This is a genomic window from Desmonostoc muscorum LEGE 12446, assembly GCF_015207005.2.
GTDB lineage: Bacteria > Cyanobacteriota > Cyanobacteriia > Cyanobacteriales > Nostocaceae > Nostoc > Nostoc muscorum.
The window spans coordinates 6,201,049-6,217,157 of sequence record NZ_JADEXS020000001.1 but is presented as its reverse complement, the minus strand read 5'-3'; the positions used below and the strand labels follow the sequence as shown (position 1 = coordinate 6,217,157).

General features: G+C 41.2%; 16 protein-coding genes and 1 tRNA gene. 12 read left to right on the top strand and 5 right to left on the bottom strand.

Annotated features, from left to right (window positions below; translation table 11 throughout):
- The first annotated feature begins 184 nt into the window (after positions 1-184).
- From IQ276_RS26115 to IQ276_RS26095, 5 genes are all read left to right on the top strand, one after another.
- On the top strand, positions 185-1,519 hold the full coding sequence (locus IQ276_RS26115; protein WP_193916760.1) for a transposase: 1,335 nt from the start codon (positions 185-187) through the stop codon (positions 1,517-1,519).
- 430 nt (positions 1,520-1,949) lie between these two features.
- The gene (locus IQ276_RS26110; RefSeq protein WP_235115981.1) at positions 1,950-2,087 is read left to right on the top strand and encodes a hypothetical protein; all 138 of its coding nucleotides are present in this window, start codon (positions 1,950-1,952) and stop codon (positions 2,085-2,087) included.
- A gap of 133 nt (positions 2,088-2,220) precedes the next feature.
- Entirely contained in the window at positions 2,221-3,651 is a 1,431-nt protein-coding gene (locus IQ276_RS26105; protein ID WP_193925515.1) for an IS4 family transposase, read from the top strand.
- 71 nt (positions 3,652-3,722) lie between these two features.
- Positions 3,723-4,124: a hypothetical protein gene (locus IQ276_RS26100; RefSeq protein ID WP_193925513.1), complete on the top strand. Its 402-nt coding sequence runs from the start codon at positions 3,723-3,725 to the stop codon at positions 4,122-4,124.
- Between the two features lie 3 nt (positions 4,125-4,127).
- Positions 4,128-5,366: a tyrosine-type recombinase/integrase gene (locus IQ276_RS26095; protein ID WP_235115980.1), complete on the top strand. Its 1,239-nt coding sequence runs from the start codon at positions 4,128-4,130 to the stop codon at positions 5,364-5,366.
- A gap of 228 nt (positions 5,367-5,594) precedes the next feature.
- Here the strand turns inward: IQ276_RS26095 and IQ276_RS26090 are convergent, their stop codons facing one another.
- On the bottom strand, positions 5,595-5,912 hold the full coding sequence (locus tag IQ276_RS26090) for a hypothetical protein (RefSeq protein WP_193912688.1): 318 nt from the start codon (positions 5,910-5,912) through the stop codon (positions 5,595-5,597).
- Positions 5,913-6,079: 167 nt separating this feature from the next.
- On the opposite strand from IQ276_RS26090, the gene IQ276_RS26085 reads away from it, so the two are divergent.
- Positions 6,080-6,271 carry a hypothetical protein gene (locus IQ276_RS26085; protein WP_193912689.1) on the top strand — a complete coding sequence of 64 codons (192 nt, stop codon included), beginning with the start codon at positions 6,080-6,082 and terminating at the stop codon, positions 6,269-6,271.
- A 913-nt stretch (positions 6,272-7,184) separates the two neighbouring features.
- Positions 7,185-7,256: transfer RNA gene (locus tag IQ276_RS26080), tRNA-Cys, on the top strand.
- Positions 7,257-7,997: 741 nt separating this feature from the next.
- Here the strand turns inward: IQ276_RS26080 and cas12k (IQ276_RS40770) are convergent.
- From cas12k (IQ276_RS40770) to IQ276_RS40760, 3 genes are all read right to left on the bottom strand, one after another.
- Positions 7,998-8,573: a type V CRISPR-associated protein Cas12k gene (cas12k, locus tag IQ276_RS40770; protein WP_309245613.1), complete on the bottom strand. Its 576-nt coding sequence runs from the start codon at positions 8,571-8,573 to the stop codon at positions 7,998-8,000.
- A 10-nt stretch (positions 8,574-8,583) separates the two neighbouring features.
- Entirely contained in the window at positions 8,584-9,291 is a 708-nt protein-coding gene (gene cas12k / locus IQ276_RS40765; RefSeq protein WP_309245612.1) for a type V CRISPR-associated protein Cas12k, read from the bottom strand.
- Between the two features lie 91 nt (positions 9,292-9,382).
- Positions 9,383-9,574 carry a hypothetical protein gene (locus IQ276_RS40760; RefSeq protein WP_309245611.1) on the bottom strand — a complete coding sequence of 64 codons (192 nt, stop codon included), beginning with the start codon at positions 9,572-9,574 and terminating at the stop codon, positions 9,383-9,385.
- 156 nt (positions 9,575-9,730) lie between these two features.
- Between IQ276_RS40760 and IQ276_RS26070 the strand changes: the two genes are divergently transcribed.
- The 4 genes from IQ276_RS26070 (at position 9,731) to IQ276_RS26055 (ending at position 11,713) form a co-directional block, all read left to right on the top strand.
- A complete protein-coding gene (locus tag IQ276_RS26070; protein WP_235115979.1) occupies positions 9,731-10,084 on the top strand; it encodes a MerR family transcriptional regulator in 354 nt (117 codons plus the stop codon).
- Between the two features lie 434 nt (positions 10,085-10,518).
- Complete coding sequence (locus IQ276_RS26065) at positions 10,519-10,683, top strand: hypothetical protein (RefSeq protein WP_228042745.1); 165 nt, start codon at positions 10,519-10,521, stop codon at positions 10,681-10,683.
- A 6-nt stretch (positions 10,684-10,689) separates the two neighbouring features.
- Positions 10,690-10,959: a hypothetical protein gene (locus tag IQ276_RS26060; protein ID WP_228042746.1), complete on the top strand. Its 270-nt coding sequence runs from the start codon at positions 10,690-10,692 to the stop codon at positions 10,957-10,959.
- A 406-nt stretch (positions 10,960-11,365) separates the two neighbouring features.
- Positions 11,366-11,713, top strand: a complete 348-nt coding sequence (locus tag IQ276_RS26055) for a DUF2252 family protein (RefSeq protein ID WP_228042747.1) — start codon at positions 11,366-11,368, stop codon at positions 11,711-11,713.
- Positions 11,714-11,863: 150 nt separating this feature from the next.
- Here IQ276_RS26055 and IQ276_RS26050 read toward each other — a convergent pair whose 3' ends face one another.
- Positions 11,864-13,228, bottom strand: coding sequence for an AAA-like domain-containing protein (locus IQ276_RS26050; protein ID WP_193912690.1), 1,365 nt, complete (start codon positions 13,226-13,228; stop codon positions 11,864-11,866).
- 162 nt (positions 13,229-13,390) lie between these two features.
- Between IQ276_RS26050 and IQ276_RS26045 the strand changes: the two genes are divergently transcribed.
- Positions 13,391-16,072: a CHASE2 domain-containing protein gene (locus tag IQ276_RS26045; protein WP_193912691.1), complete on the top strand. Its 2,682-nt coding sequence runs from the start codon at positions 13,391-13,393 to the stop codon at positions 16,070-16,072.
- Positions 16,073-16,109: the final 37 nt, after the last annotated feature.

The window sequence follows — 16,109 nt, the reverse complement described above, 5'->3', positions numbered from 1 at the left end:
TGGAGCAAAAAATAAGTATAAATACTTAAGAAAATAGAGAAATTACCTGATAACGAACGGAGGAAATCCAGATCATCGTTCGGTTTTAATTGAGGAATTCAAGGGAAATAAAAATTTATAATTGTTATCAGATGATGTAAAATCGGTGAGTTAAAAATCCGACAGCGCGTCAAGTTATTCAAACATGGCACACTTAGCAGCGACCGTAGAAATTCCTGAATTAATACAATTTTTACGGTCATCATTACATGACTTACCGGATGAAAGGAAACCTGGGAATAATACGAAATATCAGGTAGAAGATGCAATGATGGCAGCATTTTCCATCTTTTTTACTCAGTCAGAGTCTTTTTTAGACCATCAAAGATTAATGAAAAGTAGCAAGGGAAAAGATAACGCAGAAAGTTTATTTTCAATTGAGAAAATCCCCTGTGATAATCAAATAAGAAATTTGTTAGATCCGGTGCCAGCAGCTACTATATTTATGGCTTTTCAAGAAGTCTATGAATGGTTAAATAAAAATGGAGTGTTGAAAAAGTTTCTCTACTTAGATGAAGAAATTTTAATCGCTTTAGATGGCACAGAATATTTTTCATCTAAAAAAAATAATTGCCCTCATTGTAATTGTCGTAATCATCGAAATGGAACTACAACTTATTTTCATGGCTGTGTCACACCTATTATAGTTTCTCCTAATCAGAAACAAGTAATTAATTTCGAGCCAGAATTTATTAAAAAACAAGATGGATATCAAAAACAAGACTGTGAAAATGCGGCTGTTAAAAGATGGTTAAACAAGAATAATCAAAATAAGTATGGTTATCCTGTAACGCTTCTAGGGGATGACTTGTATTCTCGCCAACCTATTTGTACCTTGCTGCTAAAACAAGGTTATAATTTTATTTTTGTTTGTCTGAAAACGTCACACAATACTTTATATGATTGGCTAGAATTCTTAGAAAGAAGTGGAGAAATTAAAACCATTGAAAAGCAACAATGGGATGGGAGAAAAAATCTAATTTATCGTTATCGTTATACTTCTAGAGTTCCCTTAAAAGATGAAGATTCAAGTCTCGAAGTTAATTGGTGCGAAGTGACAGTTATTAATAAAAAAACCGAAGAAATTATCTACCAAAATAATTGGATAACTAATCATAAAATCACTGAAAATAATGTTGAAGAAATTGTCAAAGCTGGACGCAGCAGATGGAAAGTGGAGAATGAGGGGAATAACGTTCTTAAAAATCACGGTTATAATTTAGAACATAACTTTGGTCATGGTGAAAATCATTTATGCGAGTTATTATTATCTTTAAATTTGCTAGCTTTTTTATTTCATACTGTTTTAGATTTAGTTAATTATACTTATCAAAAAGTTCGTAAAATATTAGTAACTCGAACTACTTTCTTTAAAGATATTCGGACTTTATTAAAATATTTATGGTTTAAAGATTGGTCGCATTTATTTTCATTGATCATCACAGAACATGACCCATTAAAAAGAGTAAATTCTAGTTGATAAATGTCAACATATTAAAGGATGAAAAGAAAAATATTTATTAAAAAAACTAAAAAGTTGTTGAAAATTTCATCTGAATTTATCAGTTGAAATCGTTTTTTCATGGACAAATTTCTTAAAACTTGTCTATCTCCAACGTTGGATGATAATTATTTGTCAAAAAATGATGCTTCGACACAAGTTCTCTATTTAAATAACAGAATTTTCTCTGATTTTTTTTCAAAATGAGAATTGCTGGAAATATTCTAAAGCCTGCCAAATACTAACCTTCCCGCATCAAGCCCAAGAGCAGCTTTATGCTGAATTAAATCGCCTGGGGTGGTATTGGCAGGCAGCAAAGAAAGAGTGGGAACGAGATGATACGCCAGCCAAAGAAGCAACCAAACTAATTAGAGTTCGTGTTTGGGCATCAAAGGAGATAGTAGAAAATGTGGCGGAATTATTTATCGAAAATGTCGAAGGTACGGGATTGAAACTACTAGAAAAATCTAATCCATATCCATACCGACCACCTAATCAACTGGAGAGCCGAATTTATTTAACTTTTGAAGACTTGGAAAATGAATGAAGATCTGACTTTTCACGGGATGTGGAAAAGGGGATTGGTTCGCGATAGCTGGTCGCGAACCAATCCTCTGGACTTAAGATAATTTGCGTCCTCTAATATTAAGGTGCTTGTAGTATCGTATTTTGGGGTGCAAATGAAACTATTAGAAGCAAACCCGTACCGCGATTGTGATTTTGGTGACAAACGTCTGACCGACAGAGCAGTGTTAATTGCGGAGGCTTTAAAAGTAAAATATGGTCATCCTCTATCAGAAATATTTCAAAGCGCTAGTGACCTCAAACGTGGCTACGAATTCTTTTCTAACCCCAAAACAACTTTTGAGAAATTGACCCAACCATCTTTTAAACAGACGGCACAAGAGATTTATGGCATACCAATAGTATTAGCGGTAGGAGATACTACTTATCTGGATTATAAAAAAATATTAGAAAAAAGAGATGATTATGGGCCTACGGGCAATGGTGGGAACGGACTAATTTTACATAGTTCTTTAGCACTAGACCCAGACTTTGGTCAGCCACTAGGACTATTATGGGAGAAATTGTGGCATCGACAGCACAAAGCATCTCCACCACCAGAGGAAACATCTACGGCAAAAAAAAAGCGATTAAAAAAAGAACGTTTAATCGCCAAGAATAGAGCTTTTAAAGAGAAAGAATCTTATCGATGGGTTGAAGTTTTTCAGAAAGTAAACAAATTATTTAAAGGTTTAGAAATGCCTGATGGGGGACTACTCTCAAGAGTAATTCATGTCTTTGACCGTGAAGGAGATATTGCAGAAGTATTCGCACTTCAACGTAAAAATAAAAATACAGGTGTAGTTGTCAGAGCCGCTCACAATCGTTGTTTAGAAGGAGAAAACTCTTATCTATGGGAGTATGTAACATCCCAGAAAGTGCAGTTTATAAAAGAGATTGAATTACCTGAAACTAAAAAGCGAAAAGAAAGAACTGCCACCTTGGAGATCAGGTATTGTCCAGTATCAATAAATCCTCCTTCTCGGTTAAAAAAGTCAGGCAATTTTAACGTTTACGCGCTCTTTGCAACAGAAATTAATGTGCCAGATGGATGTGAGCCAATTACGTGGATGCTACTGACAAGCGAGTTAATAACAACACAGACAGAAGCATCTCAAATTCTTCGATGGTATACGTATCGCTGGCGGATAGAAGAATATCACAAAATACTAAAATCTGGCTGTAAAGCGGAAAGTTACCGCTTGGCAGGGGAGAGTATGTCAACAATGTTAGGTTTTTTAACAGTGATTGCGGCACAATTACTGCGAATGACTTATCTACACCGGAATTCCCCGCACAGTTCAGCAGAATTGGTGTTAACAAAAATACAAATGGACGTGCTACTTGCTAGTACTCCACCCAAACAAAAAAAGCAGATACAGCTTACAGTTGACTGGGCAATTAGAGCAATTGCACGTCTCGGCGGATACTTAGAACATAGGAAGAATAGCCCTATTGGGATACAAGTTTTGTGGCGAGGCTGGTTGGAATTAGAAACTTTATGCCAAGGTTGGTTGCTACATGAAAATCTAAAATCAATATATTGATTTTAGTTACTCGCCTTTGTTAGGAGGAATATGGTTCGCGACAACAAGTCGCGAATCTAGGAGTTAATTTGATGTCGAAAGACCGAAAAACCATAGCCCAAGAGGATTTACACAAGCGTATAGATTTTGTGATCTCGATGAAGGAGCGTCTGGAACTTGAAGTAGCTGCCATACACGACTCAACGCCTGTTGCGCCACCTAGTTGTAGAATCGCTCGTTACCTAGCAAAGGGGCGTAAAGAATTTTATTGGTACTATAAACTACATGCTACAACACCAATATTTACGACTCGAAATGATGGCAAGCTATCCAAGTACAAGCATTTAGGTAAGGCTGGTAGTCAAGCCTACATAGATGCCATTGAACAAATTACTGCAAGGACTAAAATTGAAGCTTTAGATCGTTCAATTGAGACTCTCAAACAGGGTTTAAAAGATTTAGTCGAAGAAACTTCCAAATATAATAAAGAATAACAAGTGGTTCGCGATAGATTATCGCGAACTACTCTTTCTTTTCCACATCCCGTGAAAAGTCAGAATGAAGATAAATGGATTAGTTCAGATCCGCGAACCGGGAAGCTGGTAATTCGTTTTTTTGTTCGCGGATTTCCAAAACAGTTTTATATCAGTACCGGTTTAGAAAACACCAATCGTAACCGCGAAATCGTTCGTATTCGCAGAGATGCGATCAAAAACGATATCGCATTGGGGCGGTTTGATTACACGCTAAACAGCTATCAGTTTAGGGCAGTCCAAATCGACCCCGCAGCGATGGTAACCAAACAGTCAGAAATTAAGTATCAGCAAGATTTACAAGAGCTTTGGGAGCGATTTGCTCAATTTCAGCTTACTCAAATTGAAGAAACAACATTTCTGACTACCTATAAAGCGGTAGCTAGGTTTATCAAAAAACTTCCAACTCATTCATTAGAGAAAACACCAGATATAAGAGACTGGTTATTAGCTAACACGACGCAACTCATGACGTGGCACAAACTCTCCTATTTTCAGCAGTGCTGTGAGTGGGGTGTTCAATCAGGATTAATCCCTGACAATCCTTTTTTAAAACTGAAAATTCAAAACTTGAAACCCAAGAAAAAATCAATCAAAAATAATGACTACCGCGCATTTACCCTGCAACAGCGAGACATCATTATCCAAGCCTTTGAAAAACACCATAGTCATTCCTGTTATGCGTCGCTGATAAAATTTTTATTCTTCACTGGATGCCGACCAGGCGAAGCATTTGCCCTCACCTGGAATGACATTAGCGACAATTACACTCGTATTTCTATCGACAAATCACGAAATATGCACGGCGTACTCAAAGGAACTAAAAACGGGAAGAGGCGAATATTCCCTACTACTGACGGAAGCAAGCTACAAAGATTGCTGCAAGATATTAAACCAGCCACAGCCACACTTGACGACTTAATTTTTAAGACTAAGACTGGCAGCCGAATGACTAGTTTTGTTCTTCACACTGTCTGGAACAAATCAGTGAACCATCTCGGAGTGGTCAAAGAATTAGTGGAAGAAGGCGAAATCCCTTACTACCTCAAGCCTTATGCGTGCAGGCACACTTTCGCTACATGGGCTATCAGCAGTGGTATAACCCCCGATAAAGTCGCCTTGTGGATTGGGGACGAGGTTCTGACAGTCTTGCGTTACTACTGCCATCCCAACGTAGTTGACGCTGAGTGTCCTGATTTTTGATAGCAAAAGAAGACAAGCTGCTACTTAAATGCTACTTATAAGAAAATGAATAAACCAGTAGAACATAGATTTACAAGATATGACTAACTTTTTTAAACAAACTTGCTGAATCCTTTTACTACAAGCTTTCGAGAATTTTCTTAAGTTGTTGCTACTCAAATGCTACTTAAAACAGGGCTTGTGACCCTGTTTTTTAGTGGATGCCAGCCCGATCGCGCTACTCGAATACTACTTGTTTTGCCGATTCTTGACCCACTCTTGAAATCGCCGCAACTCGTCCCAAGTGCGCGATCGCGTATCCAGCCCTTTGCCCTTGGAATGCTGATTTGGGTGCAGGTTCTCTCGCCGCATTTCAATGTATTCGGCGATCGCGTTCAGGATTGAATCACCTGCAATGCCGTGTAACATGGCATTCTCTTCATCTAGCGCCCTAGCGTAAACCATGATTTTCTCTTCTAAGGCGATCGGAACGCGGATTACTTTAGTCGCTCCATTGCGCCAGGAGCTACCTGCCCAAGTCGTTGAATTTTTGTATTTGTTGTTCATAGAAAATGCCGTGTTACACGGCATTCTAGCTTATCAAAGAGGAGCTATTCAATTTAATTTAAAGGTTGGTAGCAGCCATCTGTTCGCACATAATTTAATAAAGGTGCTGGCTGCCGATTACAAGCTAGCACGACGGTAGTGATGTGACGAAAAGGGAATTTTGAACAGTGACGGTTTATTTTGAGCAGTATAAAGAACTGCTGCTAGAAATTTTTTATACAGAGGATGGTTACTGCTACGCTGCGTGTGACCATCCTTTTGGGCACGGAACGCTTGAGTCAGAGTTGTGCTACGAGCCAAAACAAGCGTTTGAGAGGTTAAAAATGAAAATTGATTTTATCTACGATGGACTGGGTTAAGTGACAAAATGGAGATTATGTTTAGTCGTTATTACAAGCTGGAAGGACAAAGCCCGGTTATCGCTGAATCTTTTATAGATTGGTGCTTGTGGATGGCATCAGCCGACACTAGGGTTATGGTCAACAAAATTAACAATGTCAACATTTCAACTGTTTTTGTTGGGGTCAACCTAGATCCTTCGCAATCTAGAGAACCAATGATTTTTGTGATTTTACCCCCTGCGTGACCAAATTTTGAACCATAACGTGACCAAAAGTTAACGTAATTTCAAGCTTTTGAGCCAATCAATAACTTAGCTTTATGAATCAAATTATGTCCGCGTGTTTTAAATATGAACCATAATACGACCAAAAGTTTTATTTTTAGACTTGGTAAAAAATGCCGAGCAAGACACACTAATTTAGTCGAAAATTTTAAACTTTCGGTCAAAATATAATTCAAAATGTCCACAATATGGTTCAAAAATATGTTTCGCCAAAAATTGAGTGATAAAGCGATGCCTGCGGCGGGCTGCGCCTACGCCTGAAATCTGAATTTTTATTTCTCTCTCATCACGGTAAGGTACAAATGAACTATTTGACCATGTTCCTTGCTGTAATTAAGTTTTGAGTTTTTTGAACTCCATTTATAGCTTTGAACTATATGTTGTCCTAGTACAGAGTGAAGTATTTCGTGACCGTTTGGCTAAATTATCGTTCAAATCACAATTTTTGAAACTCTGGTTATAGGAGGAGTACTACACGGCAAGCGGAATCATTGGTCTACATGGGAACAAGCGATACAAGGGCATTTGAAAATATGCGCTCAAGTCCACTGCACTTTCAATAATCGCTAGAGTGAAGTTAAAAAATTTATTCAGTTAGAGGATGGAAATTTAGATAAAATATTGGTAAGATAGTAACTCATGGGTATGGCGGCATAGCCAAGTGGTAAGGCAGAGGTCTGCAAAACCTCCATCCCCCGGTTCAAATCCGGGTGCCGCCTTTAAAGATGTACATTAACTAATTATTTGTCACTGTTAATAGATTGATGTCATGTTTAACAAATTGATGTCACTGTTAACAGATTATGTGTCACAACTACAAACTAGACACATTATTATAATGGCAGACCTCTGCCTTACCTTTCAACCCACCATAAATTTAGCAAAGCTTTAGCACAACTACTAAAAGCTTAATATGTAGAAGCTTACTCAACTCAAACTTGATAGAGGCTTGTTGAAAAAAGCGATGCCAGGGCGCGGGCTACGCCTACGCATATCTGAAAATGTGTCAGTACTCAACCTTTAATGAGCCTTCAGGTAGAAAACCCTTTAACTCGCTCCCTGTCGTCGCTTTCAACCCATCCAGCTTGAAGGGATTTAGAAAGCACCCAGACACGCGCTCAATTTTTCCTCTAAGAAACTTTCAACCCTCCTAATTTAAGAACGGGAGTTGAAACTGCTCGAATCTTTAACCCCTATCAAAAATAATTAAGATGGGTTCCTCCTTGGTCGGAGGTGATTCGGTAGCCACCACTGCGGTAAACCCGCACCTCTATTACTGGGGGCGCACCTGATTCCTGTCTACAAAAGACAGCAGCTTCAAGGTGGGCAGCTAACTAGGGTCAGAAAGCACGACTGTTTTCCCACAGTCAAACTAACCCAAAGTTTTCACAGTTGAGCAGCTGGTTACAGCATGAACTGCGGCGCTATTACTTATTTTATTTTCAAGGTTAAAATTTTTGTCAATCTGCCATTTGGCGTGATTTATAGGCGGCGAACGCTAACTCTTTTGCTTTCTGTTGTGGACTTCCTCGGATGGGCTGTTTCACCTCTTCTATAACAATTCCAGCTTTAGCCGCTTGAGTTTGTACACACTCAATCAATCTGCCATAACTCCACTGATGGACACTATGACGATACTGTTTGGCATAATTTTTCTGTGCTTCCAGGCAATCTGGACATTTTTGTTCAGCTCTTGCTTGAATTTCACTGTTTACCTGCTCTCGGATATCGCCTAGTTTAGGAACGACTATGCTACCAGCAGAGTATGTTTGAGCAAGGGCGACAATTTTTTTAGCTATTAATCTATCTATGTACTGCCCTAACTCAGATTCTTCAAATGGTTTTGGTGAAGCAAATATTTGGGCTATTTGGCGTTTGTGAGATAAAGTTTGTTTTTTTCTTTGCTGTCTGTTTAACAGTTTGTAATTATTCCCTAGTAGCTGTTTAATGCTTTGATAGGTGATAACTTTGTTTGTAATGCCGTCCACTACTGCTACTGTTGCAGGTTGTTTTAGACCAACACTAACACCTACCAAAATATGAGATTTACCTTTCGCTCATACCGTTGAATTTTACACAAATGCGTCCCTTTTGGTTTTTAAACCAAGTCATCTCTTCGCTGCCTTCGTAAGCTACTGGGAACGGTACACAACTAGATTGCCTTAAAAGGCTGTTTTGCCAAGATTTCGCCTCTGTTTCATTTTGAGGGACGTTGTGTATGGCAGTGAAGAGTGTTTGCAACCACTTAGTATTAGTTAAATCTCGACCTTTGGGAATTCGTGCTTCTAATTGCTCTTTTATGCGTTCAATCTGAATCTCAAGTTTACGGCGGCGTTGAGTAAATTTTTCACAGTCTTCTTCTTTATCAGTGACTTTACAGGCATTTTTGAGTAAATAGCTAATGGCACAACGAGTCAGGATATCTTCGGTATTGCGGTAAATTTCAAATAAGGTGTTAAATACATTGCGATCGCCTATTTGAAGTGCGTGCTTCACATCATCAGTCTGTGAAAGTGCAGACTTTTTGCTCTTTTTGACTTTGCTACTCTTTGGCTGTTGAGTGTTAATTGTATCGACTGAAGCAATTTGATCCAAAATTTCAGTTGCTTTGGTGCAAATTTCATCCAAGGATGCGCCAGTGATTTTGACTAATTCAGCATCACTTATGAGCATTTCCAGCCAGTAGATTTTACTGCTCAGTTGTGACTGTAACCGCTTCATTAAAGCCAGCCACGATTTATAGGTGTAATTCACCAATGCGATGCCTTCGGCAAGCCGCTTCGCGTCTACGCACTTGCATAAAACCGAGAAGGTTGACCACTGTAGCGAGGGTCAGTTTTAACTGTCAGACATAGTTGCTTGACGATATCAGCAGGGATTTTAGCTTTTTGTCGCCAATTTTCAAGGTCTGGTGATGTCCCAATTGTTCCAGTAACTCGTTAATCAGAGGCGTGTTTTGCTCTGCCATTAACTTCCATAAGTGTTGGCGGGTAGATGCACTGGCCACCAAACGGCGCTGAACAGTGATTTGGTTCATGGCATTTTAAAACATGTATGTTTAATAAAAATATTTTTGTCTTATAAACAGCCATGTGTAAAATTATTTCATGCAGGACACATTTTTTACAGCAAATAAGCGGCTGAAATAACAGGCTGTACCCCGCGTCAGCTCCAGTACTGGCGAGAGAAGCGGGTGATTGTTCCTGTTATCAGTGAAACGGGAAGTGGACGTAGTATTTATTACTCAAAAGCCAATTTCGTGGAATTGGCTGTGATGGTATATTTATTGTCTGCGGGGTTGAGTTTTGATTTGGGTGGTGAAACGCTCAAAACACTGAAAGACAAGGAGCCGGAGTTGTTTAAATCTGGTGAGGGCAAGCGTTTTATGTTGTTGGGAGCAGTAGGAGAAAAAGCTGCTAAGGGAGGAACAGGGCTGATGCTTTCCCTTGTGGAGTTTGATCGAGAAAAAGCGATCGCTTCCTTAGTTGAAGGTAAACCAGTGATTCCGGTGTGGTTAGACGTGATTTATCAGCAGTTGACTATTTAGATTGGCTGATTAAAACTGAAGTCACACGATATTATGTTGTATGTTATGAGCATCGCTTGCGTTTAATGAAATTGTGTTCGCATTCAAAAAGATTTTGTGAACTCCAGTTAAATATTGTTGCAGCAGCCAATAATACTAATGTACTGTTGATCAATGTCAATCAATTCATAACAATGCGTAGGCGTAGCCAGCCGTAGGCATCGTTGAAATGTGGAATTGCACTTTAACCCTCTTCTGTCACTTTCCGGGAGGGCGATCGCTAGAAGCCTCATGAGGCAATCAATACAAGCTATACTATTAGAAAAAAATCGGTCTTGTATTTGTTATTAGAAAATAATCGCTCGATCGCAGGCTATACAAAAGCTCTAGAATTCAGAAATGGCAAAAGTTTTCGGAGAGTGACAGAAGAGGGTTAATGCACCTTAAAAAACCGAATGTCACAGTCTGGACTACTTGAACTAGCACATGAAAAGCTTCACTGGCCAACTCCACAACAAATTTTGGAGCCATCTGGTGCTGGGCCTAGTGTTTATGCACGAATCGCTAGGGAAAAATTAGGCAGGACTATCAGCAAGCTTTCAGATGGTCATGGTGTGTAAATAGGAGTGCTGGCTGCAAATCCTCAAGGTGACTCAACAGAAGCACCCATTGCTCTGGTGTGCGACTTTCAACAAGAAGTATCAGAAGATACATTGAGAAAAACTTATAGACTTGCTTGGAGTTTTTCTCGTACACCATCATTAATTACAACAGAACCTAACCGTTTAAGAATTTGGACATGCTACGAAGAACCACCAACAACAGAAGATACTATCAATCCAGTAATTGAAGCTCCCAACTGTGAATTTTCAGAACTTGGACATCTAATTTGTTAATCCAGCCAAAATAACGTTGTGAGAATTGAGTTAATCAAAAACCTGCCATAACCTTTGTTATGACAGGCTTTTAGCTACTTACCTAGTTTGTGACAATATTTTGTTAATGGGACAAATAATTAGTTAATATACACGATCGCCTTGGCAGGCAACTCTTGGAGAGGCTACGCCAACGCCTACGCTGTTGTTTTCCTCTCTACGAGACGCGCTCTGCGCGTTCGCTTGATTGGGGGCAGCGTAAAATACTTGAGAGCAATCTTTTTTGCTGGCTATGAATAGTTGTTACATTGTGCTTTAAATCACTTTATAAGTTATGACTCAAGGTGGTAAAAGAATTGTTGTTGGATGGTTGTGTCTACACAAGAGTCCAGCAAGAGTTAATTTCTTTACCATCTAAGAGACTTTCATGCTCAAACACATACAGCAGATTGCAGCCGTATTCATTTTAACTTTGGGGTTTGCATCTACATCTGTTACTGCAACTCCCCGTTCAACTTGGGTGGTAAATGAAATTTACCAATACAACCATTCTTTTGCTTCTCAATTACCGCAAGAACTGGCAACGAAGATGCAAAAGATGACAGCTAGCCCCTTCGCCTTTTATCGAGGGACGGCTCACATCTTTTATCGTGATATGCAAACTTTACCAGGTTCAGGATTTGTCAATTCCTCTACTGATGCCATTTGGTTAGAGGGGGATATGCATCTGCAAAATCTTGGGGGAATGAGGGATTTAATGGAACTCGACAACTAATTCAGAAAGATCCGAAAGAATCGAAAGAATAATGCTTTCAGGCTCTGTCACAGCAACTTTATCCTTTAAAAAACGGCAAACAATTCCTTTAAGTCACATTATCCTTTAAGTTACATTAAGTCACAGGCCACTTTATCCTTTAAGTCACAGTTATCGTTCCAGTGACATTTTCGTTTGGAAATACTGGCGATACAGCTCGCACCTTACAGTTACTCTATTTTCCAAAAGATTGATCATACCCATGCTGTTTAGCTGGTGAGCTAGGCTTGATTCTAAATACACAGGTTCAGTAGCGCTCAGGACAGTATGAAACGCTCGCAGCAGAGCAGGTTGTTGTTGTAGAGTCGCCCAATGTCCCTGCAAATGATGGTAATAGATACCCGTAGGTGAGAAAGCCATCGCCAAGAGTTGCCTCAGTGGTTGTGTTTCGCGGCTCAGATAGTAAATAGTAGTATGAAGCAGAGCAGGATGTCCGCCCACAAGCGCCATCAGTTGTGCTGCTGATTTTCCATCGCTCCAGTTCAGACCGTAACGCTGGGCGAGTTGTTGTACTTGATCGACCGTGAATCCCATAAGTTGCGTAGATAACCCCACATTGAAGGGAGACAGATTCATTTGCAGAGGGACATACACTTCCGTGGAGTGAGCGATAATTAGCCGCAGATTTTGCCAAATGGGAATTCGCTTCGCCTCTTCATACCACGATCGCAGTAGGGGAAGAAAATCTTTAGCAACGCTAGGATATTCAAAAATTTGGTTGAGTTCATCCAGGGCGAAAACCACAGGAGTCTGAATTTGCTCTAATAGATGCTGTCGAAAGTATAGGGTACAACTGACTTTGCTGCCAATATCTTCATCCCAGTACTCATCGAGTTTGGGTTCGAGTTGCAGTTGACGAGCAACGCTAGCACAAAGACTGCGGAGAAAACGATTCAGATCGGCACAAACGGCTCGATCCATTTGGTCTAAATTCAGGTAAACGCTGCGATAGCCTTGGCGTTGAGCATAATCTAGCACCCGCAGGAGCAGCGAAGTTTTTCCTGTTTCTCTGGGTGCTTTGATCCGCACCAGTGCGCCTGGTTTGCAGATTTCGGCACACACTTGCGATTCGATGGGCGGACGCGGGATGTAAAATGGTGAATCAACTGCGATCGCTCCGCTGGGAAACGCCGGGGTAAACGCTTGGTTGGGATTGTTGTCAGAGACTGCGATCGGTTGTGGTGATTGTTTCTGGAGTTGGGGATTTGTGTATGATGTAGCGTACTTTTCCAGCAAAATGCGACAATTCTTTTTTGTGAGGCGTTGCCCGATCAAATCCGAGAGTCGGTGCAGCAGTTCAGGTGCAACCACATTGGTTAAATAGCCAGAACTATAGCCAACATTTTCGGCAATTTGACTATAGGTTTGACATTGCCAGATACCACGTAATACAAATGTTTCTGCCGGATTGAGGGGACGGCTTTGTTTAGCAGTTAACTCGCGGTTGAGACTCTCACAGAGGGTGTCAACATTCATGAAAAATCATTCGTCAGGATGAGGAATTAAAGAGAATTTTATCACTAAGTATGAAATTTTTTATGAATTTATCATGAGATTTAGAGGTTCCTAAATACACCAGCATGATGGTATTTACACGTCAGGGTGCTCATAAAAAACTCCGGATTTCAATTTTCCTGTATGCATAATTACCAGGTTGGGGGCAGTTTGAGTCCAGACCATCCCTACTATGTGAGGCGGCAAGCGGATGCTGACCTTTATCAAGCTTTAAGCAATGGACAGTTTTGTTATGTGTTCAATGCTCGCCAAATGGGTAAATCTAGCTTGATGGTGCAGGTGTTCCATCAGTTGCAACAAGATGGTGTTTGTTGTGGTGCGATCGATCTGTCCCGGATTGGGAGTGAAAACTTAACACCAGAGCAGTGGTACAAAGGGTTTGCCGTTGAACTGTGGCAGGCATTTGACTTATTTGGTACGGTAAACTTGAAACAGTGGTGGGACGAACGCAAAGATCTATCTCCAGTTCAACGGTTAGGGCAGTTTATTGAAGAAATTCTGCTCTTAACTCCTAAGAGCAAGGCGCATACTCAACCCAAGCTGGTGGTGTTTCTGGATGAAGTGGACAGTATTTACAGCCTGAATTTTTCACTGAATGACTTTTTTGGGCTGATTCGGGTTTGCTATAATCGCCGCAGTTTGCAGCCAGAGTATCAACGGCTAACGTTTGCGCTTCTGGGGGTTGCTACACCTGCCGATTTGATCGCGGATCGCCAGAGAACGCCATTCAATATTGGACGCGCAATTAATCTGGGTGAGTTTCATCAAACGGATGCTCAACCGTTAGCACAAGGATTAGTGGGCAGTGTCCACGATCCGTCACGCGCCCTACAAGAAATTTTGATGTGGACAAGTGGACAGCCTTTCTTGATGCAAAAGTTGTGTCAGTTGTTGGTTGAGCATCCCATTTCGACTCAATCGCTTACGGATTGTGAACATATTCATCAATTAGTTGAGAATTCAATTATTAAAACCTGGGAATTCCAGGATGAACCAGAACATTTGCGAACAATTCGCGATCGCCTGCTCAATCATCCCCAACTTACAGGACGAATCTTAGATATCTATCAGCAAATTCTCACCCATGAGGCAGTCGAATTTGATGGTAGCCGCGAACAGATCCAACTCTTGCTCTCCGGGCTGGTAATTAAACAGCAAGGGCAACTAGTAGTCAAAAATCCCATTTATCAAGCCGTATTTAACCTGAATTGGGTATGTCACCATCTGGCGCAACTTCGTCCTTATGCCGAATCTCTTAATGCTTGGATGATCTCTGGTAAAGGTGATGAATCTTATTTGTTGCGCGGGCAAACGCTACAGGATGCTTTCACCTGGGCACTCGGAAAGAGCTTGAGTTCTGAAGATTATCAATTTTTGGGAGCGAGTCAGGAACTAGCAAAACGGGAAGTGCAAACTGCCCTAGAAGCTGTGGAACAAGCTAGCCAGATGCTAGCCACTGCCCGACAACGTGCCAAGCGAGAAGTACAAAAACGCCGTATTAGTTGGCGTTCCCTACCCAGGATAATGTTGAGTATTACAGTGCCCATACTGCTACTCCGTGGTTTGGGACTGCTGCAAGGGGTGGAATTAGATCTGTTCGATCAGTTTGTCCGCTGGCGACCCTTAGAACCGCCCGATCGCCGGATTATGATAGTTGCGATCGATGAGCAGGATATCACTCAAGTTGGATATCCGATGCCTGATCGGGTGTTAGCACAGGCAATTAAGAACATTCAGGCTCAAAAACCGCGAGTCATTGGTTTGGATATTTATCGGGATTTACCCGTCGAGCCGGGACATACAGACTTAGTGCAGGTATTTCAATCAACATCAAATCTATTTGGGATTGAGAAAGTGGTGGGCAGTCGGGTTGCCCCGCCCCCAATTTTGAGTCAGAAGCAACAGGTGGGATTTGCCGATCAGGTTGAAGATGCCGATGGTAAAGTGCGGCGGGCATTATTGTCTGTTGAAACTGAAAATACCTCGCAGTACAGTTTGGCAGTCAAGCTGGCACTGTCTTATTTAGCAGATGAGGGTCTGGCTTTGCAGCAACTGGATGAAGCAGGGCGACAATTTAAGTTAGGTAAAGCAATTTTTCAGAGATTTGAATCACAAGATGGAGGCTATGTCAATGCCCAAGCGGGAAAAAGTTATCAAATAATGCTGAATTTTCGCGGCAGTGAGGCCAATTTTCTCACGGTTTCCTTGCGGCAGGTTTTGAACCGTCAGATTTCTGCACAACAGTTTAGCGATCGCATTGTTCTCATTGGCTACAGCGCCGAAAGTGTCGGCGATCGCTTTCGCACTCCTGACAACGGCAGTTGGTTTAATCCGATGCTACCAATTAATGGAGTGACACTCCACGCCAATATCGTCAGTCAAATTATCAGCGCGGCCTTGGATGGACGACCCCTGATCCGCGTCTGGTCTAAGCCCCTGGAATGGCTCTGGGTGCTGTTTTGGGCTGGGGTGGGGGCGCTCATCAGCCGGTGGCTGCGATCGCCACTCAAGCTGGCCATCGGCATTTTATGCACAACTGGCGGACTGATTGGCAGCAGTTATCTAGCATTCTTGTCTGGTTGGTGGATACCCGTAGTACCGCCACTGCTGGGGTTATGGGGCAGTGCGATCGCCCTGGTGATTGTCACTACCAAGCAACGCGATCGCCTGCAATTTCAACGCACACTCAACTTACTGCTGGCAGCACAGCAAGATTACCCCACCGCCGCACGCATTGCGATAGAATACTTAAAGCAATCAGAGCCGCAAGAACATCAGGCCGCGATCGAGCGACAACTCAAATGAAAAACTGAGTTTTTGGGAATGGGGCATGGGATCGAAT